This window comes from Mesorhizobium sp. CA12 (assembly GCF_020165255.1).
Classification (GTDB): Bacteria; Pseudomonadota; Alphaproteobacteria; order Rhizobiales; family Rhizobiaceae; genus Mesorhizobium.
In genome coordinates this window covers 219,815-243,865 of record NZ_JAIUHT010000002.1, presented here as the reverse complement: position 1 = coordinate 243,865, position 24,051 = coordinate 219,815, and the positions used below count along the sequence as shown (strand labels likewise).

General features: G+C 60.9%; 21 protein-coding genes. 14 read left to right on the top strand and 7 right to left on the bottom strand.

Translation table 11 applies throughout. From position 1 onward, the window contains the following. The first annotated feature begins 73 nt into the window (after nt 1-73). Nucleotides 74-1,276 carry an ROK family transcriptional regulator gene (locus LB520_RS05315; protein ID WP_224636707.1) on the top strand — a complete coding sequence of 401 codons (1,203 nt, stop codon included), beginning with the start codon at nt 74-76 and terminating at the stop codon, nt 1,274-1,276. Nucleotides 1,277-1,406: 130 nt separating this feature from the next. On the opposite strand, the gene LB520_RS05310 is transcribed toward LB520_RS05315, so the two are convergent. Beyond that, a complete protein-coding gene (locus LB520_RS05310) occupies nt 1,407-2,273 on the bottom strand; it encodes a hypothetical protein (protein ID WP_224604026.1) in 867 nt (288 codons plus the stop codon). 464 nt (nt 2,274-2,737) lie between these two features. Here LB520_RS05310 and LB520_RS05305 point away from each other — a divergent pair, with 464 nt between their 5' ends. From LB520_RS05305 to LB520_RS05295, 3 genes are all read left to right on the top strand, one after another. Further along, complete coding sequence (locus tag LB520_RS05305) at nt 2,738-3,571, top strand: GNAT family N-acetyltransferase (protein WP_224636706.1); 834 nt, start codon at nt 2,738-2,740, stop codon at nt 3,569-3,571. A 95-nt stretch (nt 3,572-3,666) separates the two neighbouring features. Continuing rightward, nucleotides 3,667-4,437: an SDR family NAD(P)-dependent oxidoreductase gene (locus LB520_RS05300; RefSeq protein WP_224636705.1), complete on the top strand. Its 771-nt coding sequence runs from the start codon at nt 3,667-3,669 to the stop codon at nt 4,435-4,437. A 74-nt stretch (nt 4,438-4,511) separates the two neighbouring features. Next, nucleotides 4,512-5,267: an SDR family NAD(P)-dependent oxidoreductase gene (locus LB520_RS05295; protein WP_224636704.1), complete on the top strand. Its 756-nt coding sequence runs from the start codon at nt 4,512-4,514 to the stop codon at nt 5,265-5,267. Nucleotides 5,268-5,307: 40 nt separating this feature from the next. Here LB520_RS05295 and LB520_RS05290 read toward each other — a convergent pair whose 3' ends face one another. Continuing rightward, nucleotides 5,308-5,751: a divalent metal cation transporter gene (locus tag LB520_RS05290; protein WP_224636703.1), complete on the bottom strand. Its 444-nt coding sequence runs from the start codon at nt 5,749-5,751 to the stop codon at nt 5,308-5,310. A gap of 173 nt (nt 5,752-5,924) precedes the next feature. Here LB520_RS05290 and LB520_RS05285 point away from each other — a divergent pair, with 173 nt between their 5' ends. Together LB520_RS05285 and LB520_RS05280 are read left to right on the top strand one after the other, a co-directional pair. After that, nucleotides 5,925-8,306, top strand: a complete 2,382-nt coding sequence (locus LB520_RS05285) for a phosphoketolase (protein WP_224636702.1) — start codon at nt 5,925-5,927, stop codon at nt 8,304-8,306. 61 nt (nt 8,307-8,367) lie between these two features. Further along, nucleotides 8,368-9,543 carry an acetate/propionate family kinase gene (locus LB520_RS05280; protein WP_224636701.1) on the top strand — a complete coding sequence of 392 codons (1,176 nt, stop codon included), beginning with the start codon at nt 8,368-8,370 and terminating at the stop codon, nt 9,541-9,543. Here the strand turns inward: LB520_RS05280 and LB520_RS05275 are convergent. Beyond that, nucleotides 9,524-9,982, bottom strand: a complete 459-nt coding sequence (locus LB520_RS05275; RefSeq protein ID WP_224636700.1) for a hypothetical protein — start codon at nt 9,980-9,982, stop codon at nt 9,524-9,526. The two genes, LB520_RS05280 and LB520_RS05275, sit on opposite strands and share 20 nt — an antisense overlap. Before the next feature lie 171 nt (nt 9,983-10,153). On the opposite strand from LB520_RS05275, the gene LB520_RS05270 reads away from it, so the two are divergent. Then, nucleotides 10,154-10,393, top strand: a complete 240-nt coding sequence (locus LB520_RS05270) for an RloB family protein (RefSeq protein ID WP_224636699.1) — start codon at nt 10,154-10,156, stop codon at nt 10,391-10,393. 169 nt (nt 10,394-10,562) lie between these two features. Then, nucleotides 10,563-11,861 carry an MBL fold metallo-hydrolase gene (locus LB520_RS05265; protein ID WP_224636697.1) on the top strand — a complete coding sequence of 433 codons (1,299 nt, stop codon included), beginning with the start codon at nt 10,563-10,565 and terminating at the stop codon, nt 11,859-11,861. Nucleotides 11,862-11,907: 46 nt separating this feature from the next. Here LB520_RS05265 and LB520_RS05260 read toward each other — a convergent pair whose 3' ends face one another. Then, nucleotides 11,908-12,594: a hypothetical protein gene (locus LB520_RS05260; RefSeq protein WP_224636696.1), complete on the bottom strand. Its 687-nt coding sequence runs from the start codon at nt 12,592-12,594 to the stop codon at nt 11,908-11,910. 394 nt (nt 12,595-12,988) lie between these two features. Between LB520_RS05260 and LB520_RS05255 the strand changes: the two genes are divergently transcribed. After that, on the top strand, nt 12,989-14,317 hold the full coding sequence (locus LB520_RS05255) for a hypothetical protein (protein ID WP_224636695.1): 1,329 nt from the start codon (nt 12,989-12,991) through the stop codon (nt 14,315-14,317). 129 nt (nt 14,318-14,446) lie between these two features. Here LB520_RS05255 and LB520_RS05250 read toward each other — a convergent pair whose 3' ends face one another. The 3 genes from LB520_RS05250 to LB520_RS05240 form a co-directional block, all read right to left on the bottom strand. After that, the gene (locus LB520_RS05250; RefSeq protein ID WP_224636694.1) at nt 14,447-15,238 is read right to left on the bottom strand and encodes a hypothetical protein; all 792 of its coding nucleotides are present in this window, start codon (nt 15,236-15,238) and stop codon (nt 14,447-14,449) included. A 574-nt stretch (nt 15,239-15,812) separates the two neighbouring features. Beyond that, nucleotides 15,813-16,271, bottom strand: a complete 459-nt coding sequence (locus LB520_RS05245) for a MucR family transcriptional regulator (RefSeq protein WP_084025495.1) — start codon at nt 16,269-16,271, stop codon at nt 15,813-15,815. A 184-nt stretch (nt 16,272-16,455) separates the two neighbouring features. Next, nucleotides 16,456-19,218: a UvrD-helicase domain-containing protein gene (locus LB520_RS05240; protein WP_263483613.1), complete on the bottom strand. Its 2,763-nt coding sequence runs from the start codon at nt 19,216-19,218 to the stop codon at nt 16,456-16,458. 274 nt (nt 19,219-19,492) lie between these two features. Between LB520_RS05240 and LB520_RS05235 the strand changes: the two genes are divergently transcribed. The 5 genes from LB520_RS05235 (at nt 19,493) to tnpC (ending at nt 23,748) form a co-directional block, all read left to right on the top strand. Then, nucleotides 19,493-20,038 carry a DUF6650 family protein gene (locus LB520_RS05235; RefSeq protein WP_224636693.1) on the top strand — a complete coding sequence of 182 codons (546 nt, stop codon included), beginning with the start codon at nt 19,493-19,495 and terminating at the stop codon, nt 20,036-20,038. A gap of 71 nt (nt 20,039-20,109) precedes the next feature. After that, on the top strand, nt 20,110-21,081 hold the full coding sequence (locus LB520_RS05230; RefSeq protein ID WP_224636692.1) for a hypothetical protein: 972 nt from the start codon (nt 20,110-20,112) through the stop codon (nt 21,079-21,081). Nucleotides 21,082-21,349: 268 nt separating this feature from the next. Beyond that, entirely contained in the window at nt 21,350-21,790 is a 441-nt protein-coding gene (gene tnpA / locus LB520_RS05225; protein WP_224636691.1) for an IS66-like element accessory protein TnpA, read from the top strand. Continuing rightward, nucleotides 21,787-22,143, top strand: coding sequence for an IS66 family insertion sequence element accessory protein TnpB (gene tnpB / locus LB520_RS05220; RefSeq protein WP_224636690.1), 357 nt, complete (start codon nt 21,787-21,789; stop codon nt 22,141-22,143). Before tnpA ends, tnpB begins: the two co-directional genes overlap by 4 nt. Nucleotides 22,144-22,212: 69 nt before the next feature. Beyond that, nucleotides 22,213-23,748, top strand: coding sequence for an IS66 family transposase (gene tnpC, locus LB520_RS05215; protein WP_224636689.1), 1,536 nt, complete (start codon nt 22,213-22,215; stop codon nt 23,746-23,748). The last annotated feature ends 303 nt before the right edge of the window (nt 23,749-24,051 follow it).

Sequence of the window (24,051 nt, the reverse complement as noted above, 5' to 3'; positions counted from 1 at the left end):
TCACCTATTAAGTCAATTCGCTTGACTTAATTAGTCGATCAATCCTTTAATGGAGTCAAGAGGGGAAACGACGGTGCACGACATCAGCCCGATCCGCGCCAAAAGTGGCACCAACCAAGAGGGGACGAGCGCCCATAACCGGCGCGTCATGATCGAGGCGCTGCGGCTCAACGGCGCGCTTTCGCGCGCCGACCTGGCGCGGGCGACGCAGCTTACCAAGCAGGCGGTCTCCAACATCATCGAGGATCTCGAGCGCGATGGCCTGGTCGTGGCGCTGGATGCGGTGCGCAAGGGCAGGGGACAGCCTTTCACGCCCTACCGGCTGGTTCCCGAAGGGGCCTTCGCCATCGGGCTGCAAATCGACCGGCATCTGACGCGCGTGGTGGTGGTCGACCTCGTCGGCAAGGTGATCGCGCGCGCCGAGGCGGGGCTGCCGTTCGACGTGCCCTCAGAGGGCGTGGAAATAATCCTCGGCTTGGTCGATCGTGTCAGAGGCGAGCTGGCTTCCTTGTTTGCCCAGTCCGAGCGGCGACTGGTCGGACTGGGCGTCGCCATGCCGGGACCCTTCGGGCTGAAGAACCCCGACAACAAATGGATGATGCCCGCCTGGCAGCAATATCCGCTGGTGGAGGCGCTTTCGGCCGGCACCGGGCTCGATGTCGGCCTGCAGAACGATGCGGCCGCCTGCGCGACGGCGGAGCGGATCGTCGGCGCGGCGCATGGCGTCGACCACGCCGTCTGCCTTTATGTCGGTTACGGCATAGCCGCCGGGCTGATCCTCAATGGCGAACTCTACAGCGGCGGCAATGGCAATGCGGGCGAGGTCGGCATGGCGCTGCTTTCGCCGGCCGGCCCCGGTTCCACGCCGCTCGAACACCGTGCATCGCTGGCCTCGCTTTATCAGCATCTCGGCCTCGACCCTACCGAGAGGGGGCTTTACGAGACGCTTGGCGCACTGGCGCTTGCGCAGGACCCGCGGGTCATGGGCTGGGTCGAAAGAGCCGCGTCCGACCTGCGCTGGAGCGTGCATCTGATCGAAACGATCTTCGATCCGCAAACCGTCATCCTCACCTCCAGCGCGCCGGAGGCGCTCGCGCGGCTCCTGCTTCGGGCCATGCATCCGCTGCTGCCGTCGATCGCGGATCGCCCGGTCCGGCGCCTGCCACGGCTGCAACTCGGCACCACCGATCCCTGGGCGATCGCGGTTGGCGCCGCGGCAGAGCCGATCAGCCGGGCCTTCGATCCGCGCTTTTCCGCGATCCTGAAGGCCGGATAGAAGCGGTCGGCCCGTCGCCTGCGTCATGCTTGTGGCGAAAGCCGCGTCGATGATGGCGAGCTTGACCGCCTGCGCGCCGCCCGCCAGCGCGGGCACCGGTCTCGCGCGGCGCCGGGCGGAGTCTTGACGGTCAGCGATTCTTCAGAGCTGAGATACAGGCTTCGAACGCCTCGTCGACGACGGCGAGCTTGGCTGCCTGGACGGCCATGTATTCGTCGAAGAAAGCCCTCGAAACCCACATCACGGAATGGCCGCGCTGGCCGATCCAGCCGATGCTGCCGAGCGCCTCGGCATCATACAGTTTGCGCGCCAGATGGGTGCGTGAGAGCTTCAGCCAGTGGGCGAATTCCCTGACCGAGATGACGCCGGTCGGTATCCTGTCGAGATGGACATCCTCAGGATCGATACCGGACATCAGCCAGTCCATGACGATGCCGCCGTTGTTTAGCCAGATGAACAATGAAAAGGTCTGCCCAGGCTCCCGCACTGCGCCGCTGGCCAGCAATCCATCGGCGATCAGAGGCTGCAGGATGGGCAGCATCTCGGGTCGCTCGAGGAAGTTTTCCAGCCGGTTCGCGCCATCTATGCGGTCGAGCGTTCGCAGATGCGCGTAAATCCAGCCGGTGAAGGTCTCTATGGTGCCCGCCGTGACCCGCAACGGATGGGCGCGGCCATCACCGCTGGCCGAAATATATTCGGCGATGTTGTAGCGCAGCATCTCCTTGACGAAGGCCTCGGCGGTGTTGCGGCTGGCCACGGAATTGCGGCGCACGACCTCGATGAAACGCGCCATCGTCATGTCGGTACGGCGGTCGTTGGGATCGCGCCGGAAATGCAGAGCCAAGCCGACATGAGCGAGCAGCCAGCGTTGCTGGGTGGCAAACACGGCAGCCAGCCGCGGGCTCGTTTGATAAATATGGATGAGCGCTTTGGACTGCTCCTGGACACCGCGAAGCGCTGCCGGATGACGGGCGATTTCTGCGGCACTCAGCGGCATTTCCTACGGCACTCCATGCGATTCCAAGCAACGACAAATGAAGATTCCCAGTCTTCGCCGGTCGTGTCCAGTTGCCCATTGGAACAACGAACGATCAGGCGGTGAATTCGCTGCTAACTCTTTGTATCGGTTCGGGAAAGCCGTCGGGCCCGCAGCTCCTGCGTTGAATTGACGAGTCCCGCCAGGCGAGCATAGGTTCCGCGCCATCGGGGCTGCGGGGAGTGCTTCCCGGGGCCGGGCTCCGTCCCTGGTGCCGATTCGCAGACAATCCTGCAGGATCCGCGCTTCGAGGATGCCGCATTCTGTCGGGCCAGCGCGACGGTCTCCAACACATGCGCCTTGGCGTCGGCCACGCCGGTCGGCGCCGATCGATAACGTATGGCTGACGAAGAATCCGCCCAGCCCTTTGCAGCCTGCGGAGGGCGGCCTATCCTGGTCGGTGATGGCCAACCCTGAGTGAAACGATGCCGAGAACAATCAGGACGCTGACCGCCAGCGAGGTGGAAACGCTTGTTGGCTGGGCAGCGGAGGAGGGCTGGAATCCGGGCACCGGCGATGCCGCGGCGTTTCGGGCGGTCGATCCGCAAGGGTTCATCGGCGCCTTTGTCGGCGGCGAGATGGCGGCCGGCATTTCGGCCGTCGCATACGGCCCCGGCTTCGGCTTCATCGGCCTCTACATTTGCCGGCCCGACCGGCGTGGCGAAGGTCACGGCAAGGCGGTCTGGGACGCCGGCATGGCGCGTCTGGGCAACCGCATCATCGGTCTCGACGGCGTGGCCGAGCAGCAGGCGAACTACCGGCGTATGGGCTTCGTGCCTGCCTATGAGACCGTCCGCTACAGCGGTCGCCCCGCCGGCTTGCCCGAGGGCGGCGACATGCTGCCGGTGACCGCCGGGGACATGGCTGAGATTTTTGCCTACGATCGCAAGTGCTTTCCAGCACTGCGCGAAACCTTCCTTGGCGAGTGGCTGCGGCCGCCGCGGATTGCGCGGCTCTCAGCCGGATCGGACGGCATTACCGGCTACGGCGTGGCGCGCCGCTGCAGGCAGGGTTTCAAGGTCGGGCCGCTGTTCGCCGACCGGACGGACCTGGCCCTGGCCCTGATGGCGGACCTTTCAAGCAGGATCGGCAATGAGGCAATGCATATCGACGTGCCGGCCGGCCAGGTTCAATTCACCGCCATGCTGCAGGCCGCCGGCATGGTTCCGGGCTTCACGACGACACGCATGTACAAGGGCGGCAAGCCCGGCAACGACCAGTCGACGGTTTTCGGCGTCACGACGCTCGAGCTGGGATGATCGCGTGCTGAGATCATTGTTTTGCCTGGCTGGTCCATGCGACATGGCTTCATGACGTGGTTGCCTTTGCCGAGCTGCGTTTCGGAGATTATCGAATGGCTGGAAGGACTGTTCTGATCGCCGGCGGCGCCGGCGGAATGGGTCTGGCGACCGGACTGCGTTTCGCCGCCGACGGCGAGCGGATCGTGCTCGCGGATCTTCCCGGCTCCAAGCTCGACGGCGCCGTGGCCAAGATTGCCGCGGCCGGGGCGGAGGCGATCGGCTTGCCGCTCGATATCCGCTCCGTCGCTGCCTGCCGCGACGTGGTGGGCAAGGCCAGGGAGTGGGGCGGTGCGATCGACATTCTCGTCAACGCCGCCGGGGTCTGGCTCGAGGGACCGGCACGCGAGGTCGAGGAAGATCAGTGGGACCTGGTGCTGGACATCAATCTCAAGGGAGCCTTCTTCCTGATCTCGGCAGCCATACCGCATCTGTCGACGGCGCAGGGCGTGATCGTCAACATTGCGTCCGATGCCGGCATCGTCGGCAACAACGGGGCTTCCGTCTATTGCGCCTCGAAGGGCGGGCTGGTGCTCTTGACCAAGGCTCTCGCGTTGGAACTCGCCCCGCAAGGCATCAGGGTCAACGCCGTCTGTCCTGGCGACACGGCAACGCCGATGATCGAATACCAGGCCAAAACCTATGGCGCGGACGACCCCGACGGCTACAAGCGCCGGCTCCTGGGGCACTATCCGCAAGGGGACAAAGCAAGGTTCATCCAGGTGGAGGAGATTGCTTCCTTCATCCACTATCTGTGCCAGCGGGGCGCGGCGCCGATCACCGGGGCCGCGCTTTCGATCGATTTCGGCGTCAGCGCCGGCTATTGAGCCGGTTCGGGTCGTCGCGGCTGTGATTGGCCGCGCCGGCATGTCGGCGCCTGCATTCTGGAGGGCAAATGGTCGTGTTCCGCAAATCCCGCAAGGCACTGGTGACCGGCGCGGGCGCCGCCGACGGCATCGGTGTGGCGATCGCGCGTGCGTTGGCCGAGGCCGGTGTTTCGGTCACCATCACCGCTTCATCCGCACGCGTCGAGCAACGAGCGGCGGAACTGCGGGGCGAGGGGCTCGATGTCCGCGCTTTCGCGGCCGACCTGACGCTCTCGGGCGACGTCGATCGTTTACGCTCCGAGACCGGCGAGATCGACGTCCTCGTCAACAATGCCGGGATGGGCACCGTTGCCCAGCCGGCATTGCAGCGGCGGTTTCTCGATCTCACAGAAAGCGATTGGGATCGCGGCATCGATGTCAGCCTGAAGACCGCCTTTTTGAGCACGCGCGGCTTTCTGGCCGGCATGGTGCAGCGCGGCCATGGACGCGTCGTCAACATGGCATCGGTGACGGGGCCTTACGTATCTAATGAAGGCGAGGCCGCCTACTCGGCGGCCAAGGCCGGCATGATCGGGCTGACGCATGCGCTTGCCCTGGAGGTCGGCCGCAGCGGCGTCACGGTCAATGCCGTGGCGCCGGGATGGATCGCGACGGGCGCCTCGACGCCTGAGGAGCTTGTCGCTGCCCGCAACACACCGCTTGGCCGTGCCGGCAGCCCCGAGGAAGTCGCGGCGGCCGTGCTGTTCCTGGCGTCCGACGGAGCCAGTTATGTCAACGGCGCCGTTCTCGTCGTGGACGGCGGCAACATCCTGCAGGAACGCAAGGCATGACCGCGAGCGCGAAAGTCAAAATACAGGGACGCTCTGGTACTCAGCTCATAACAGGATGAAATGCGAACCCAGGAACACGAGGAACTGGCCGGTAATCAGAGGGACCCGCAAAATAGGGCCGCTCTCCACGCTGTCCTGAACGGGTTGTCCGCGCAACCGATCGGCTTGAGGCCAGCAATATGACCACTATCATGAGCGGCACCGCGACGACGCCGTTTATGACGGCGCTCCAGAACAGCGCCTTCATCGGGCTGATGGGCAGATATTGGATGGCCAGCGCCGCCAGGATGCTTACCGCAATGACGCCATAGAAGCCACGCGCATCGCCCGCCTTGCGCTCAAGCCCCTCCTGCCAGCCCATGGCCTCCGCCAGTGCGTAAGCCGCCGAGCCCGCCAGGACGGGCACGCCGATCAATCCTACTCCCAGTATGCCGGCGGCAAAAAGCACGAACGCGAAATCGCCCGCCAGCGGCTCTGAAACCAAGACGGCGCTGTCTTGCCACACAACCGGGCTTTGGAATTCGGGTCGCACACGACCGGCATCTGCGCTGGATCAAAGCTCGCCCGTTGTTGACACCGACCAGTGATGAACCGGTGGCGGCCTTCAAGCGTTCAGCTTCAGCCGGGTGGGTCTGGCACCAGCGAAGGAGTCGGAAAATGACCGAGCGTCCCAGCACCAATCGCTTGTCCGCACAGGAACTGCACGACATCGATGCCTACTGGCGTGCCGCCAATTATCTGACCATCGGGCAGATCTATCTGCTCGACAATCCGCTGCTTCGCGAGCCGCTTCGGCTGGAGCACGTCAAGCCGCGGCTGCTCGGCCATTGGGGCACGTCGCCGGGCCTCAGTTTCATCTATGCGCATTTGAACCGAGTGATCCGGCAACGCGACGCCAATGTCATCTATGTCTGCGGTCCGGGTCATGGCGGACCCGCGATGGTTGCCAACAGCTACCTCGAAGGCACCTACAGCGAGATCAATCCGGACGTCGCGCCGGGCGAGGCTGGGATGAAGAAGCTTTTCCGGCAATTCTCCTTTCCGGGCGGCATCCCAAGCCATGCCGCTCCCGACGTGCCCGGCTCGATCCATGAAGGCGGCGAGCTTGGCTACGCGCTCTCGCATGCCTATGGCGCGGCTTTCGACAACCCGGACCTTGTCGTTGCCTGCGTGGTTGGCGACGGCGAGGCGGAAACCGGACCACTCGCCACGTCCTGGCATTCCAACAAGTTCCTCAACCCGGCGTTTGACGGCGCGGTGCTGCCGATCCTCCATCTCAACGGCTACAAGATCGCCAATCCCACCATTCTCGCCCGCATTCCCGAAGAAGAGCTGCGTGCCTTGTTCGTCGGCTATGGTTACGAGCCGTTGTTCGTCGAGGGCGACGATCCGGCATGGATGCATGAGCGAATGGCGCTCGTGCTCGACAATGCGCTCGACCGCATCAAGGCTATTCAGGACACGGCTCGTAGCGGCGCGAAGACCGCGCGGCCGCGGCCGGACTGGCCGATGATCGTGCTGCGAAGCCCGAAGGGCTGGACCGGTCCCAGGGAGGTCGACGGACTGAAGACCGAAGGATTCTGGCGCGCCCACCAAGTCCCGCTTTCCGGCCTCGCCGATAACCCCGCGCATCTGAGGATGCTCGAGGAATGGATGAGAAGCTACCGGCCCGAAGAGCTTTTCGATGCCGCCGGCGCGCCGGTGGCTGCGGTCCGCGCTACCGCGCCAAAAGGTGAAAGGCGCATGAGCGCCAACCCGCATGCCAATGGCGGCCTGCTGCGCCGGTCTCTGGAACTGCCCGCCTTGCAAGAGCACGCCGTCCCGGTCGAGCGGCCCGGCGGCGTCAAGGCGGAGTCGACCCGTGTGATGGGCCGTTTCCTGCGTGACGTCATGGCATTGAATCAAGGCACCAGGAACTTCCGCATCGTCGGGCCCGACGAAACGGCATCGAACCGGCTGCAGGACGTCTTCGAGGTGACGGAGCGCGCCTGGATGGAAGAGATCCTGCCCGAGGACGTGCATCTCGGTCGAGAAGGCAGGGTTCTGGAAATTCTATCCGAGCATACCTGCCAGGGCTGGCTGGAAGGTTACCTGCTCACCGGGCGCCACGGTTTCTTTTCCTGTTACGAGGCTTTCACGCACATCGTCGATTCCATGTTCAACCAGCATGCGAAATGGCTCGATGCCTGCCGCAAGCTTGCCTGGCGGCGGCCGATCGCCTCGCTGAACTATCTGTTGTCCAGCCATGTCTGGCAGCAGGAGCACAACGGCTTCAGCCATCAGGATCCGGGCTTCATCGACGTGGCGTTGAACAAGAAGGCGGATGTCGTGCGCGTCTATCTGCCGGCGGATGCCAACAGCCTGATCTGCGTGACGGATCATGTGCTGCGGACATGGAATCGCATCAACATCATCGTCGCCGGGAAAGCCAATTCCTGGCAGTGGCTGTCCATCGACGAGGCGAAAGTCCATTGCAACGTCGGCATCGGCATATGGGGTTGGGCGTCGACCGACGGCGGGGCCGAGCCGGATGTGGTGATGGCCTGCGCCGGAGACGTGCCGACGCTCGAGACGCTGGCCGCCGTTCAAATCCTGAGGCGCCACATTCCCGGCCTCAAGGTGCGTGTGGTCAACATCGTCGACCTGATGACCCTGCAGCCAAGGGAACACCATCCGCACGGACTGTCGGATCGCGAATTCGATGCTTTGTTCACCAGGGACAAGCCCGTCATCTTCGCCTATCACGGCTATCCTTGGACCATCCATCGCCTGACCTACCGGCGGACCAATCACGACAACATCCACGTGCGCGGCTACAATGAGGAGGGGACGACGACGACGCCCTTCGACATGACCGTGCTTAATGGGCTCGACCGCTATCATCTGGTGCTCGGCGTGCTCGACCGCATTCCCGAGCCGGCCGGTGCGCACATCCAGCTGAAACAGGCCATGGAAGGCAAGCTAATCGAGCACCGGGCCTATATCCGCGAGCACGGGCAGGACATGCCGGAGATCCTCGGCTGGAAATGGGAGCAGTAGCCGATGCCGAAGCGCCAGGCCGACAGGATCCGACCCGCAAAAGTGGCTGGAACGGTCGGACATGACTGATGTCATCCTTGTCCTCAATGGCGGCTCATCGAGCCTGAAGTTCGCCGCCTTTCAAGGGCGCCGCGAGCTTCACCTGCTGATGCGGGGCAGCGTCTCGTCGATCGGCGAGCGGCCCAGACTCCATGTCGCGCCGACTGCAACGACGCCGCCGTTCGACAGGAGCCTCGGCGAACGAGCGATCTCCGTCGGCGAGGCATTCGAAGCCGTTGCGTCCTATCTGGCGGACCGCGGCCTGTTGCGCCGCGTGAGCAGGGTCGGGCATCGCATCGTCCATGGCGGTCGGGAGTTTGCCCGCGCAACGCTGCTTGACCAGGCCACGCTCGATGCCTTGCATAAGCTCGAGCCACTCGCTCCGATTCATCAGGCGATCAACCTGGAGCTCGTCGATCTGGCCCACCGTCTTTTGCCCGGCGCCATGCAGGTCGGCTGCTTTGATACCGCCTTTCACGCCACGCAGCCTCAGATCGCAAGACTTTATGGCCTGCCGCACGAGATATCGGAGCAGGGCATCGTGTCCTTTGGGTTCCACGGGCTCTCCTACAGCCATATCGCCAACGAGCTCCGCACGCGTTACGGCGCCGGCGCGGGTGGCCGCGCCGTCGTCGCCCACCTTGGAAGTGGCGCGAGCCTTTGTGCGATGAAGGCGGGAGTAAGCCAGGCCACCACCATGGGTTTCTCGACGCTCGACGGCCTGGTCATGAGCACGCGTTGCGGCGCGATCGATCCGGGCGTCCTTCTGCACCTTCTGCAAGACCGCAAGCTGTCGTCCGACGAGCTGACCGACTTGCTTTACGAGAAATCCGGTCTGCTCGGCGTGTCCGGCATCTCCGGGAACATGCAGACGCTGCTGGCGTCGAAGGATCCGGCGGCAATGCGGGCTGTCGATCTGTTCGTTTATCGGGTCGGGCGCGAAATCGGCTCGCTGGCTGCTGCGCTGGGCGGGCTAGACACGCTGGTGTTTACCGCCGGCGTAGGCGAGCATGCGCCGGCGATCCGGCGACGGATATGCGAGGCTGCCGCATGGCTGGGCGTCGCTATGGATGACGGTTTGAATGGCAGCGGCGAAGACCTTGTGAGTGCCGCGAATTCCCGTGTCGATGTGCTTGTCATTCCGGCCGACGAAGAACGAGCGGTGGCGGCAGAACTGCTCAGCGTCGAAACGGCTTGAGCGGAACAGTCTCCCGCTCATTGGTGGAACGCCCCTCGCATGCCTGAGCTGTCGATTGAGGTGGATGGCTGATCCCTCGGAGGCAGCCATTTGCGCCCGCTGCCGATCTCCGCGACCGTGTAGCGGCTCCCATACGGCTGGAAATGCAAGATCTTAATTCGCCAACGTGGCGCCGAGCTTCCGCTGGACCAAGCGTCGGATCGTCAGGAACCATCGCGACAGTGAAGCCTATCTCGCGCTCAAGCTCGATCGCCGCACGGTTCTCGCGGCTTTCGATCGACTCGAGCGTCTCGATGCCATGGTCGTCGGCATAGTGCGCGATATAGCCGAGAAATTCCCAGCCGACGCCGAGATGCTTACGGTCCTCGCGAATGCAGATGGCGACTTCGCCACGCCCATCGGCCGGATCGGCTGCGAGGGTCGCCACCGCGATCAGCATTCCTCTAAGCATTTCGGCCGTACAGGGAGAGCAATGGTAGCGGGAGACCGCTACATCGCAACACCCACTATTGAGGAGGCGCTCTTTTGCTATCATCGGCGTGTGGCCTGACAGCAAGTTAAAGCCCCCCGCCGTGAGGGCCGCAAGAAAGGCGCGCCGCGCATCCTCATCGTGTGCGAAGGTGAAAAGACCGAAACCGACTATTTCAACGCCATCCGTCGCGAGCGCCGTATCAGCTCAGCGCGGGTCAGGATCATGCCCTCCGATTACGGGACCGATCCTTTGAGCGTAATGAACTACGCTTTCGATCGATTCTTGAGCGAGGGCAGGGCGTTCGACCAAGTCTACGCGGTCTTCGACCGCGACGACCATCTTCATTTCCACAACGCCGAGCCGGGCAGGGCACCTTAGCGGGGCTTACAAGAACGATGGCGGCGTGCCGGTGCCGTTCAAGGCGATTGCCTTAGCCAGCTCTTTGGTGTGCCTGGGTAGACTGTGTTCAAGACCTCAGCTACGCCCTTTTTAACACTCTGGCCCGTAACCCCACACCGGAAAAACATTGTGCGTTCGAGAGATATCTATGGTTTTGACGCATCATCGCATTCAACAGCCCGTCGGTCAGGGCTTTTTCCATACAGCCATGCTTGTGGAGGATGGCTCGGTATTCCACTACGTCTTCGACTGTGGGTCGATGTCTACCTACAAGGCCGCGCGGAACGCTAGGATAAAAGCCTATCGTAAAACAGTGGCACCATCCCAAGTCCTGGACGTCCTGTTTATCTCCCATGCCCATGCCGACCATTTGAACGGCCTGGAACAACTTCTGGCGCCAGGTCTTGGGGTCGACACCATTGTCATGCCGCTACTTGATGCCGTCGATCGCTTGCTTGCCTTCGGCCGCGATCTGGTGGAAGACGCTGCGTCTGCTCAAAACGTCTTTTATCGTGATTTCATCGTTGATCCAGCCTCGGCCCTCGGACGATTTAACCCGCGACAGATCCTCATGATACGGCCTAGCCACGACGGCCCAGGGGCGCCCGGCAGCGACGGTGACGGATTTGGCGGGCCGGATGGGGGACGTCACATCGGCATCGATCCGTCCCAGGCCCGGCTGGGTTGGAAAGCAGCTGGGCGAGGCTCGGTCCAGATCGAGGATCGCAAAGATCAGGGGGGGTCGGATCCTCTGGTGGCTTTGGTGGACGACACCGTCGCAGTGGCGGTGCCGCTCAAGGCTTCGAAATTTTGGCTTCTTGCGCCCTATGTCGATCCGGCCGTGGGGGTGGAGCAGAAGCGCTTCAAAGGTGCGTTGGCCGCGGAGTTGCGATCATCGGGTGCGCATGCCCTGGCGCGGAAGATCAACTCCCTTAGCGCGGGCGACGTGGCGCAGATAGTCAAAAAGCACACGGCGGCCCTCTCAGCGGCCTATGCGAGCATCGCCAAAAACCTCAACGTGACCTCGTTGTGTCTATATTCGGGGCTGGCCCCGCAAAGCTCGAGCCTGAAAGGACTCTACGCTTGGCATTCGGGACACTGGCAGCACAGCGATGCTGGCGCTGGCGAGCGGATCGGATGGCTAACGACCGGGGATGCCGCTCTGAAAGAAAGGCACCGACGAAAGTCTTTTTTGGAGCATTTCGGGAAACTTTTGGCGAGGGTCGTAACACTGACTTTGCCGCACCATGGCTCGGATCACAACTTCGACCGCGAATTGCTTACGGCGACTGCTGCCGAGATGTTTGTGGTGGCCGCAGCCCGTTATGGTACTTGGCGCCATCCAGGTTCGCACGTCGTGCAGGAAGTCGCCTCAGCTGGCCGCTTCGTGTCCGTGGTGACGTCGAGTGAAAGTTCTGTGGCATGGGAGTGGGCATCCGTAGAGTGATGCCATTCTTATTGCCTGCATGAGCGACGCGTGGCGAGCGCTTGGCTCATGAAGACGCGACCGGCGGGGTCAGAGCCTTTTTGCAGTCGATTGTAGTCAGTGCCTTCTCGAAATCCTGCGCATAGCTCCACACGAGCTGGCGCTGCTTGACAACGAACAGCCCGTACGACCGCTGGAACTGGCAAAACGCGTCATCGAACTGCGCATGCCAGGTTGCCGGCTTGCAGCCGCCCGAATTGAGGCAAACGCCAGCGGCATCGAACTCGTTCACAAGTTCGAACGCAGCGGTCTTGTAGTCCACCTTGGACATCAACCTGGTGTCGACACGCGCCTGGCGCATGTCGACCAGCTCCAATTGACGTTTAGGATCTGACGCAGCCGCGACAATGGTGTGGATCGACGGCGTCACGCCGGCAAGGGCCGGACTCAGGGTGTCTGCATAAAGAGCGTCGACTTTCGCGTTGAAGGCAGCTTCGGCCGAAGCCGTCTGGTCCTGACCTTTAACGAAATCGACCACCTTGCCGACCAAGCCAACCCCCTTGCTGGCGTCATCCAAATTCTTCCCGTACCACGCTGCCGTTGCCAGCAGCGTGGTGAGGCCGGCGACAATGAGCCGGCCGCGCGTTTTGCGCGGCGCGGCCGTTGCCGGGCTAGATGCGACGCTCATATCCGGTGGGAAATGCGCCTTGGCATTGGCCGGGTTGAGGGTCTCTTCGAGAGTAACGGTAGTCATTTCAACTCCTCCGTAGAAATAACAAGTGTTGCTCGGAAGGCGCCAACCTCAAGGGGTTGGAAATGCCTCTGGTCATTCTCGACTATATCGAGATGGCCCCGGCTCCTCCTGTTCTACAAGGGGAGGCGTTAGAATATGACGCCGTATTTCTGTTAAACCCAGGTGGCGCCTAGTGAAAATATTTGACGCCATACTTGGTTCAATGACCCCAGGGGGCTTGCCGACCATAGCGCTGTAGGTGATCGAACGGCCTCGGCCAAGGGACGGCGGCAGTCTTTGTGCTGTGCAACTATAGGGCGCATTACGTTACGGATACACCTAAATGGGTCGCTTTCTGTGAATATACCCATTCACCCACCACATGTGGCAACCGATTCGCTTGACGACACATTATATGGTACAGATGTCGCGAGAATCAGTTTTCGCGAGGTGCATCGAATTGAGGGCCGCGACACAACTCAACAAACCTATCGAGCCGGCAGGGCGCTGGGGTCGGCTTTCTGACGAGGAACTCATCCGGATCAGGTTCACCACCGACGACCCGGAAGGCCTGGAGGGGCTGATCCACAGTGTTCCCCCCGTCGATAGCCGGCCTTTCGTGGAGTTCGGATACGATTTTCGAGGCTCAAAGCGGTCAATGATCCGGTGTGCACATTGCAAGTACCCCAATCATCTAGCGGGATTTGTCATCCGCGTTGACGATGGCAGCCGCTTTCTATGTGGCCATAGGTGCGGGGCCAAGATTTATGGCGTAGACTTTGAGGCGTTGCACCGGGATTATTCCCAGGCGAGAGATCGTGCATCCCTTCTCCATAGAGTAGCGAAACTCAAACAGGCCTTGCCTGGGTTCGTTCGCTATCTGGCAGACCTGAAGCGGGATTCCGCCTTCCAGCAGTATAGCGATACCCGGCAAGCCCTGCGGAGCGGCATGCAGAGGCTATGGGGCGGCCTACGGGCAGCGACCGAGCGCAGCGGAGGTATCCTCCACATAGAAGAGCGGGTGCGCGACTTCGAAGCCGAAGCGCGGGATGAAGCCCGTTATGAAAGGGAGATGGAAGACTGGCAGCAAGCCACATTAACAGAGCGGAAGCGCTGGCGGCGGGAAGGTGCGGCGCCGCGGAAACCGCAGACACCAATCTATAAGACAGTACCCCGCCCGATTGGGTCAGTCGGCGCCGGTACTTTCTTTTCGTCTACCAACGCTCCGCGTCGCGACCTGGAGGACATCGCCGCTCAGTTCGAGAGCCTTGCCGTTGACCCGGTCAGTGCAATGTCGGCATTCGAGAAGCTGCATTATTTCGGCTACAATGGCAGGAAGGACGCCCGGGGCAGCTTCATGCGGTTGGCATTTGGGTTTGGCGACACCAGCAACAAAGGCATGGCCACGCTTCTCAAGCAAGTTTCTGTGCTGCTCGAGAGGATTGAGGAACAGATCGACCGCCTCGCCGAACTGCCTGCCCTCTTCCAACCTGCGAAGCTTGAATTGATTGCCAATTGGGGGACGGCACACCATCTTGGCGGACATTTCCGGGCCGAGCGGAGGACCTTGATTTTTGCGCACGATGCGGGGTCTATCCATCAAGTAGGGCTACCGGCAGGTTATAGCGTCCCCAGCAAGGCTGGCATCGAACTCTTGCGGGCTACGATGAGCGACAAACAGGGATTGGCTGACGGCATGGGAAGAGTGATCCCCGACTCTCCCGGACACGGTGATTTAACATAATGGATATTATGCAAGTTAAGTATTTGATCGATTTATAGCTTTCCGATCGGCGTTGTACTCTGTCACGACGCCATGAGCGGCGCCGAGCTTGCTGAACAGTCTGCGGGACTATCGGGCAGCGCCTGGTCGTCAGCCAAAAACGCCGACATTCGCGGCCGCCGAAGTGGCTGAATCACGGTTGGCATGCAATGTTCTGAGCCTGCTTGCGAGAGCATTTGTGAGAGCCGCTAGCCCTTCACCATTGTTGAGATAAGGAAGAAACCGATGGTGACGTAGGTCGAAAGGGATATCGTCGGCAGACTGGGTGATCGGAATGACGTGCTTACCCAGCGTGTGAGCAATCCCAGCTTCATAAAAGACGTTGGGATTTTTGCCGGTGAAATCGCAAACGACAACGAACGATCGGTAGATGAGACCGAAAATGTCCTGGATGACGGCCGACTCCTTCCAGATATTGTCGGCCCGTTCACAGCTCATGCCGCTTTGGCTGCAGGCTTGCTGAATCGCACTATATACGCCATTCAAGCCGGCGGAGAACGGCATCATCACCGAAACCAGATAGGGGTCTGGTAATTCCGCCGGCAAAGTGAAGGCAGATGGCTGAAAATAGATGCGAGGCCCGGTGTTCGCGGCGCTCGAGATCGTTTGGCCTCCGCCCCCAAATTTGCCGCCGATATAATTGTCAACTTCGGAAAAGTTGGCTTCCTCACGTTCAACAATGCGCATCAACACCTCCAAGGCACAGCCAGCGTAGTCGTCGTCCCCGAAGCTGAGGCTGCGCAGGAGCCGGGAGTGCGAGCTGATCAAGTCGTAGCAGCCGGTGAGAGTGCCAAGCTCCAGCCAGTTTTCATGCTTGAAGTGTTCAACCGCAACATCCTTTAGGACGAGGACTTTCCGTCGTGTTTGTGCGTCTACGTACATGGACTCGATTCTGATGTGAGAAGCCGGGATGGAGCACTACGCCGTGGATATACCAGAAAGGCAGGGCAATCTGCTCTAGATATCAAATTTAGCTCAAAAGGCACCAGCTGCATGGCTTGCGGACGCAACCGGCGCTGGATTCCAATCTGCTTGAAGGCGGCGGATACCCAATATCGGTCTAAGCTATTGACTTAATGCATAAATACGAGTGCCATGGCAAAACTTCTGCCGTTTTAAGGTAGGAAAGCGAATCCGAATCGACTGGGGTTGTTGGAAGCTTTTCGAACTTTCTGCCTTGAGCCTCCAGCCGAATTGCGCGCGCTGATAAAGGAAATTGGCGGGTCTCGATCCGCAGTGCGACTTTGATCGAAGCCTTTATCTCGGCGCTCCAGTCGGAAGACCACTACATCGCGAGACCCACTATCGAGGAAGCACTCTTCTGCTATCGGCGACGCTCTGCATACCTCGCAACGTCGCCGAAGATCGCTCGAAATTAGGTGGCATGGACCACGTTCTCGATAGGCTAATGCCCGTCGCGGCGCGCCCGAGGTTTGACCCACCAACGGCGCCGCCTTTACGAAGCCCTTGGCTTTCGTTTTGCAGGCGCCTTTCGGGTCGGGGTAGGTTGCGGTTTGCGTCCAAGCCCCGCCGCCTTTGCTAGCGTGGATCTTTGGGCCGCATAGTTTGGCGCAACCATCGGGTAGTCTGGCTTCAACCCCCACTTCTCGCGGTATTCGTTTGGAGTGAGTCCGTAGTGTACCGCGAGATGGCGTTTCAGCGATTTGAATTTCTTCCCGTCTTCAAGGCAGATGATGTGATCTGGCGTCACCGACCTTTTCGGATTGACGGCGGGTTCATGCTGAGACGGCTCGGGCACATTCGGCTGACCAAGGCCTGTAAGCGACGAATGTATCGACGCGATGAGGTCCGGCAACCCAGCGACGGGCAGGGGGTTTTGGCTGACATAGGCAGAGACAATGTCTGCAGTCAGCCCGACCAGATCAGCCGTCACGGCTTCGTTTTGATCACTCAAGTATTCGCTCCTGGTATGGGGTCAAATGCGCATCGCCCACTTTTCGTATATCGCAATTTTGAGCGATGCCGAGATAAATCTACCAGCCGGTCCTTTCCCCGTCCGGCCACAGCACGGCTCAATGCTCGTTAGGAGCGCGAGGTCGTTGAGGGTCCCTGTTCGCCGTCACAATGAGTGCAGGCGGTTACCGTCTTCGGACTAAGCTTTTCGGTTCAGTGTGTTTGCAATCCGGGAATTGATTGCACCCACGAAACTTCGATCCGTCTTTGTTGCGCCGCTCCACCAATTGGCCGACGAGGCAGGCTGGACATTGGCTCAATTCCGCTCCCTCAACCGTCTCGAAGCGAACTTCGTCGCCGGCGATCTCGCAAAGTTCCTGAATATAGCGGGATGGCTGACGGCGATTGGTAAGCATGTAGACGCCTCGGCTGGCACGCGTGAGCGCTACGTAGAACAGGCGTCGTTCTTCCGCGTAGGTGAAGGTCTCGGGTCGGGGAATGACCAAGTTCAGCAGTTCGTCGTCTTCGATGCGGCTTGGTACGCCGTAATTGCCCTCGCTGACATCGAGCAGGATCGTATAGTCGGCCTCAAGGCCCTTTGCCCGGTGAAACGACAGCCCGGTCACTTCGATGTTGGCAAAGGACGGCGGCCTTCCTTCGAAGAGATCGAGGACGTTGTAGCGCCACAAAACCAGAACCTTGAGCTTGTCGCGCTTTTTGTCGCGCCACCGGTTGGCGATGTCACCCAGAGCGGCATCAAGCCGTTCGAGCAGGCGTTGACAGGCCGCTGCGAAGTCAGGCTTGTCGCGTTTATCATCGACGGGAATGACACGAATCGATCGCGAGACGGCCGGGCGCGTCGAGCGGACGGACTTCTTGATCTGTTCAGGATTGCGCTGGACGAACTTGGCAGCCGTCTCGGCAATGAGCTGGTTACAGCGATACGTCTGCTCCAGGCGTCCCTGCCAACTGGTCCCGAAATTCGCTTCGAACCGGGTAAAGATCGTGATGTCGGATCCGGCAAAGCGATAGATCGACTGCCAGTCGTCTCCGACCGCGAACACCTTGCTGAACGCTTTCTGCTGTTTGAGCGCCTTGATGAGGTTGGCGCGCGGCTCGGAAATGTCCTGAAACTCATCCAGCAGAATCAGGCAGTAGGGACTTCGATATCGGCCTGTCTCGACCAGCCGAACCGCATCCGCGATCATCGAATCGAAGTCGATCCGCCTGGTTTCCTCAAGCTTCCGGGAATACCCTTGAGTGATCGTCCAGACCACGCGCGCGAACAGCCTCCCGCGCTCCTTGTCATGCAAGGTTTTGGCACGTTCGAGCAGCATGTCGAGCGTGAGGTGACTGGCACGTATGTGCTTCAAGCAGGTGGATATCAGCTGGTGATAGTGCTTGATAACGACCGGATCGAGCGCCTTGGTGATTTCGGCGTAGCTCTTTCGCTCGAAAGGTATTGAGCGACGCGTCAGTTCGGACTCCAGCGTGCTGAGCAGCGTCTCGTCGCTGGCTTGAGCGGAAGTAGTCTCGAAGAAATCGATCTCATTGCGGCGATATGCCTGCCGCTTGTTCTCGGCGTGCTCGGCGTAGTCCGCAAAGGGTGAGCTTCCGTCCGCATCGAGCGCGAAATGCTCATGCACAGTTTCGGTCTGCGGATAGTAGAAATCTGGATGCAGATGGCGGATGTCGCCACCGTCTTCCTCCACCGCAATTTGTCGCTCATATTCGAAGGCGACTGAATGCAGCCAAAGCCAGTTGGCGATCTTCTTCTCCTGCAACGACTTTACGATCACGGCGGACAAGGAACCGATCGTGGCGCTACCCTTTCTAAGGGTGTCCGATACGTAGCGCCGGTAGTCGGCCTCCCCGTCAAATACCTCTATCGGGATGTCGGCCTTGGGATGCACGACGAGAAGCTCGGCCCACATCCGGGCAAATTCCGGATCGCTCTCTACAAGGTTCTGGATTATCGCCTCGATGACCCTGGTTTCGCCAGCGGGATGATCCACCCAGTTGGCGAGCTGCGGTGGCCGACCCTCGACCTCCTCAATGATTCCGCGTCCCAGCGCATGAAATGTAGTGACCCGACACCCCAGAGCGTCCTCCGCGACCTGTAACTGGGCGGCGATCCTCGTCCTGAGTTCATCGGCTGCGTTTCTGTTGAAAGCCAGGAGCAGGATCTCCTCGGGCCGATAGAGCTGCTTCTGAAGAACGTAGGCGACTTTGCCCACCATGGTCGCGGACTTGCCAGACCCTGCCGAGGCGACCAGCAGGTTGTTGTCCTCCAGGCGGATGCAGGCCTCGCGCTGCTGATCGGAAAACGAGCGCCGGTCGAGATCGTCGAAGAATGACTGGAACCTTGTCAATTCCGCGCTGACGAAAGCCTCGTTGTAGGCATGGCGAACGCCCGGGTCCGTTATCATGGCGAACGAGGCCGGGAGGGAGGCCTTGATCCCTGCCGGCATCATGTCCTGGTTTAGAAGCGGGTGAGACAGGGCAGCCGCCGCGGCGCCAGGGACGCCGGCAACAGCCCTGCCCAGATCGGCCTGTGCAAGATACTGTCTGTTGCCTTCGGTAATCTCGCGAAGCCTTTCGTCGACATCCAGCAGGCGATCCTTCTCGGTGGCGAGCAGCCCAAAAAGGTGAGTGTTGATGAAGGCATGAAGGTCTGCGGCCAGTTGTGTGGCCGCGTCACCTGACAGCGCCGATAGCAAGTCTGTTCTGCCACGAGCGCGGATCTCCACAGTGTGCCACAAGAGAGCCTTGCTGGTGGAAATCGACACGATATCGAGGCAGCTGAGCTCGACCTCGCTATCTTGAGCCAGCCGGAAATGCCCCGAGTTTTTTGGGTCTAGGGTCAGCTTCCATTTTCCCGCTGGAAACATTCGCGCCAAGAAACCTGGCCGGTAGGTCCGCGAGCGGCCAGATAGCAATTTGGTCAAGGCCACGTTCAATACGCTCGGTAAGCAAGATGTCCTCAGGAGCGAATATCAGCAACAGATTGAGATGTTCCAAATCATCATGGTTGGAAATTGATCGGGCCGCGATGTAGGTCGCGGCTCTTTTCCGTTGCCCGTCACGGGAAACAACCCAACCCCGGCTGCGCGTCAATGATCTCATTAGATGGTTGCGGCGAATTACACCCTGCCAAGCGCCGGGCTTTCCTTTTACGTTCTACCGCGCCAATGATGCGAATCTGAAGTGGAGGGGCAGTAGATGGCAATCGTTCGGCGAAGCTTCGACACCATTCGAAGCAGGCTCACGGGCATCGGGTTCTTCAGTATTAGCGCGAGTTGGGATCCGCCAGTCGCACAACGGACGGTGGTCTTGCGGCTGTTCAATTTCCTGGAGAATCGGCGTGTGCTCTACGTGCCGATGCATTTCGAAGTTCCGGGCCAAGTTGATCAGTCGGTGATTCAGATTCGCAATGAGCTTACGCAAATCTTGAACGACCTTCCCGAAAATTCGCCAGCTGCACGGCGCGTCCGGCATCTGCGCACAGCCTCCCGGCGTTTTTTGGAGGATGCGCCACCGGACTACCGAAACATCGCCTATCGCTTGCGCAACGACGTCGATCATGGATCACCAATCCGGTGGCATGATCATAGCGAGCGCCCGTTGACGCCCGGCTATTTCGTGGCGTTGGGGGAGTTGCGGGCAATCTTTGGATTGCAGCTTTCGGCGCTTGCCGCCGAATTCGAGATAGACGTGGAGGAGGACCTTGCGTCGATCTTCCCCGTTGCTGTCGAGCGCCAGGATTGAATCTGTAGCACTACAACACTGCCGCTATGCTGACATGTGCGTGCGGATAAACGTCAAGGCTGGGGGATTATGTGACCGAACGTAGGGGCAAGGATTCAACCGGCGAGTGGCCAACTATAACCGAAAAGCATTGGTATGTGCTGTCTATCGTCAGTGCGACGTTCACGGCCGTCGCTATCGTAGCCGCTTTTCTGTTCATATTCGGTGATGGCTTCGATGGCGAGCATGATACCCGCTTGGCCCAAGCGCTCGCCCCGTTCGGCGTTGCACTGTTCGCGCTGGTAACTTTTTGCACGGTTAGCTGGCGAGGTTCCATTAGCGTTCGGCAGGCCAATCAAGCTGAGAACGAAGGGCGCGCAAGACTCCTTCAGGAGGGAGCTAAACTTCTGAGCGAGCCAAGCAAACCATCCCATGTGTCTGCCGGTGTCGCTACTCTAAGCGTGCTCATTCATAGCGGGCAAGGGGACTACGCGTGGAGCGCGATGAACCTGCTCGCTGATTTTGTCGAAGATCACATGCGTAACTATCACAGCAACCGGCATCGAGAACAGATTTCCGGGGTCATGCGGTCTGGAGACAAGGCAGGTCTTAACACCGGTCGAAGCATCACATTCTATGTTGCGGAAGCCGAAGAGGATTATCACTACGACGATGATCCTGTATACTGGCACTACATTCCAGGATTCGCCTCAGTAAGATATTTCGGAGAATTTCCGGTCGATGACGAATACGAAATTGATAGCCTGGAAAATGCATCATTTAACGGGGTAACAATAGCGCGATGGAAGCGCGTAACGATGGATGGTCGATTTGAGAGATCCATGTTCAAGAATTGCGGTATCACTCGTGTCGAATCGATTGATTCACTGAATCATTACGCGAATTATAAATTTGCTTTTGAGAAATGTGACTTCTCGAACTGCATATTCGCGGACGAGAAAATGCTCGTGCTGAATTTTCGAGAGGGCGAAAATTACTTTCGTGCTGATGCCCCTCCCACACTCGCCGGCGGAACTGTCGCAATCGACTGGGCTGCGTTCTGAATCGCAAAGAATGACCGAACTCCCGCGGCAAAATGCCGATAGGACACGAATCCGTCCGATATTCCCGCGGCCAGTGAGGATAGGTCGGGACACTCCGGAGGCGATAACGCCCTAACCACGCAGTTCCATCTATCCATGCCCAATGCTGCCCAGACGACGGAACTGGGGCTACTACGGTAGCAATGTAAGCGGTGTTTTGGGGCCACCTTTCGGGAGTGATCGCGATCTGTGAGGTTGCCGATCCTGTAGTGGGATCGGAGATAGGCTTGTGTCTGGACTTGACCTTACGCTTGACCCGGAGCGGCAGCTTCGGCGTTTTGAGGTGATCAACGGCGCTGGCGGCCGGCGTCACTGGTCGATGGATGATAAGGCGCGGATCGTCGCGGAGACGCTGGAGCCGAACGCAATCATCTCCGAAGTCGCCCGGCGTTATGGTCTCAGGCCACAGCAGGTGTTCGCCTGGCGCCGTGAAGCGCGCAAACAGGCCGCTTGGGTGCAGCAGGAATCGCCGGCCTTCGTGCCGGCGGTGGTGACGGCGCCGCCTCCAGGATCCGCACCGACGCGTCCAGCGCAGCCGCAGAAGCGGAAGACGGCCCGAGATGCTGGCGTGATCGAGCTTGAGATCGACGGCATCGCCATGCGGGTCGGCCGGGGAGCCGACGCCAAGACGGTTGCGGCGGTGATCCGTGCGCTGAAGGCAACCTCGTGATCGGGCCGACGGGCGCCGTCAAGGTCATGGTGGCAACGAAGCCAGTGGACTTCCGCAAGGGTGCGGAGGGGCTGGCTGCGTTGGTGCGCGAGACGATGGGCGCCGATCCGTTCAGTGGCGCAGTCTACGTCTTCCGGGCGAAACGAACGGATCGGATCAAGCTGATCTTCTGGGACGGCACCGGCGTCTGCCTCTATGCGAAGCGGCTGGAGGATGGCGAGTTCCGCTGGCCGAAAGTGCAGGATGGCGTGATGCGGCTGACGGCCGCCCAGTTGTCGGCGCTGCTTGAGGGGCTTGATTGGCGCCGGGTCCATGAAGCCCGCCGGACGCTCACTCCGGCGCAGGCGGGTTGATCCGCGACCAAGTGAATCAGCCCGGATTCCGCTATCGCTCGGAACTGGCGAATATGGTCTGATCCGATCATGGCGATGACGGCGGACCAGCTTCCCGACGATCCGGATGTGCTGAAAGCGATGGTCCTGGCGCGCGATGTCGAGAATGCTCGCCTGGCCCAGATCATCAAGGAATTGCAGCGGCACCGCTTCGGTCGCCGGGCCGAGAGCCTGCCCGAAGATCAATTGCTCCTTGGCCTCGAGGAGGTCGAGCAGATCGAGGCGGCAGGCGAGGAAGAGGCCGAGCGTGCCGATCCTGCCACGCGCAGGGAGCGCACCGCAAAGCGGCGGGCGAACCGTGGCGCGCTGCCGGCGCATTTGCCGCGCATCGAGATGGTCGTCGACATCGAGGACCATGCCTGCCCATGCTGCCGCGACGGACTTCATCGGATCGGCGAAGACGTCAGCGAGCGGCTCGACATCGTGCCGGCGCAACTGCGCGTGATCGTCGTGCGCCGGCCCAAATATGCGTGTCGTGCCTGCGAGGACGTGGTCGTGCAGGCTCCGGCGCCCGCCCGGCTGATCGAAGGCGGTCTGCCGACCGAGGCGACGGTCGCGCAGGTTCTGGTCTCCAAATATGCCGATCACTTGCCGCTCTATCGTCAGGCGCAGATCTGCGCCCGGCAGGGTATCAACCTCGACCGTTCCACGCTCGCCGACTGGGTCGGCCGCGCCGCCTGGCATCTGCGTCCGGTCCACGAGCGGCTGCTGGAGAAGCTGAAAGCCTCGCCCAAGCTCTTTGCCGACGAGACCACGGCGCCGGTGCTGGATCCCGGCCGCGGCAAGACCAAGACCGGGCAGCTCTGGGCCTACGCTCGCGATGACCGACCATGGAATGGGAGCGACACGCCAGGCGTCGCCTATATCTATGCGCCGGACCGAAAGGCGGAGCGACCGATCGCTCATCTGGCGGGCTTTGCCGGAATCCTGCAGGTCGACGGCTATGGTGGCTATCGGGTGCTCGCCGACAAGAGCGGCGCAACGCTCGCCTTCTGCTGGGCGCACGTGCGCCGGCGCTTCTACGAACTCGCCGCAGCCGGCCCAGCGCCGATCGCGAGCGAAACGCTCCGGCGCATCGCGGAGCTCTATCGCGTCGAGGACGACATCCGCGGCCAGCCGGCAGACGCACGTTGTGCCGGGCGCCAGGAAAGGAGCCGGCCGATCCTGGCCGAGCTCGAGCCCTGGCTGCGTGAGAAGCTCGGCCTGATCAGCCAGAAGGCCAAGCTCGCCGAGGCGATCCGCTATACGCTGTCACGCTGGGAGGGGCTCACCCGCTTCGTCGACGACGGACGCATTGAGATCGACTCCAATACCGTCGAGCGGTCGATCCGTCCGATCGCGCTCAACCGCAAGAACGCCCTCTTCGCGGGCTCTGACGGCGGCGCCGAGCATTGGGCCGTCGTCGCTTCGCTGATCGAGACCTGCAAGCTGAACAACGTCGAGCCGCTCGGCTACCTGGCCGACGTGCTCGCCAGGATCGTCAACGGCCACCCAAACAGCCAAATCGACGATCTCCTGCCTTGGGCCTACGTCGCCGCCGCTCCCGAGCTTAAGGCCGTGGCCTGAGAACACCCGATTACAAACGTTCCGCAGCAGCCGCCAGCCCAAGGGTCGGCTGCTTTAAAGTTGGATTTGCCACGCCAATGACAGTTACCCTCCGGGCTGACGGTCGCAAACCATGCCTTTTGGACCGTTCACGCAACGCCAATTGGGGTCGGCAAGATGAGCGCCCGTTTGGTGTCCATACCACATCGCCAACGCCGCAGCGCCCAATACCAAGGCAACAGCCAATATGACTCCCGGAATATCTCGCCGTCTCAGATTTAACCATGTCATTCTGCGATTTATGACATTGAAAACCGCACCGTT

What these genes read in the sequence shown, in the direction of transcription:
- LB520_RS05280 (WP_224636701.1), top strand. Translation starts at nt 8,368, where the DNA reads ATGACTGATGTCATCCTTGTCCTCAATGGCGGCTCATCGAGCCTGAAG.
- LB520_RS05300 (WP_224636705.1), top strand. Translation starts at nt 3,667, where the DNA reads ATGGCTGGAAGGACTGTTCTGATCGCCGGCGGCGCCGGCGGAATGGGT.
- LB520_RS05235 (WP_224636693.1), top strand. Translation starts at nt 19,493, where the DNA reads ATGGCAATCGTTCGGCGAAGCTTCGACACCATTCGAAGCAGGCTCACG.
- LB520_RS05250 (WP_224636694.1), bottom strand. Translation starts at nt 15,238, where the DNA reads ATGTACGTAGACGCACAAACACGACGGAAAGTCCTCGTCCTAAAGGAT.
- LB520_RS05260 (WP_224636696.1), bottom strand. Translation starts at nt 12,594, where the DNA reads ATGACTACCGTTACTCTCGAAGAGACCCTCAACCCGGCCAATGCCAAG.
- LB520_RS05265 (WP_224636697.1), top strand. Translation starts at nt 10,563, where the DNA reads ATGGTTTTGACGCATCATCGCATTCAACAGCCCGTCGGTCAGGGCTTT.
- LB520_RS05275 (WP_224636700.1), bottom strand. Translation starts at nt 9,982, where the DNA reads ATGCTGATCGCGGTGGCGACCCTCGCAGCCGATCCGGCCGATGGGCGT.
- LB520_RS05305 (WP_224636706.1), top strand. Translation starts at nt 2,738, where the DNA reads ATGCCGAGAACAATCAGGACGCTGACCGCCAGCGAGGTGGAAACGCTT.
- tnpC (WP_224636689.1), top strand. Translation starts at nt 22,213, where the DNA reads ATGGCGATGACGGCGGACCAGCTTCCCGACGATCCGGATGTGCTGAAA.
- LB520_RS05310 (WP_224604026.1), bottom strand. Translation starts at nt 2,273, where the DNA reads ATGCCGCTGAGTGCCGCAGAAATCGCCCGTCATCCGGCAGCGCTTCGC.
- LB520_RS05255 (WP_224636695.1), top strand. Translation starts at nt 12,989, where the DNA reads ATGGTACAGATGTCGCGAGAATCAGTTTTCGCGAGGTGCATCGAATTG.
- LB520_RS05285 (WP_224636702.1), top strand. Translation starts at nt 5,925, where the DNA reads ATGACCGAGCGTCCCAGCACCAATCGCTTGTCCGCACAGGAACTGCAC.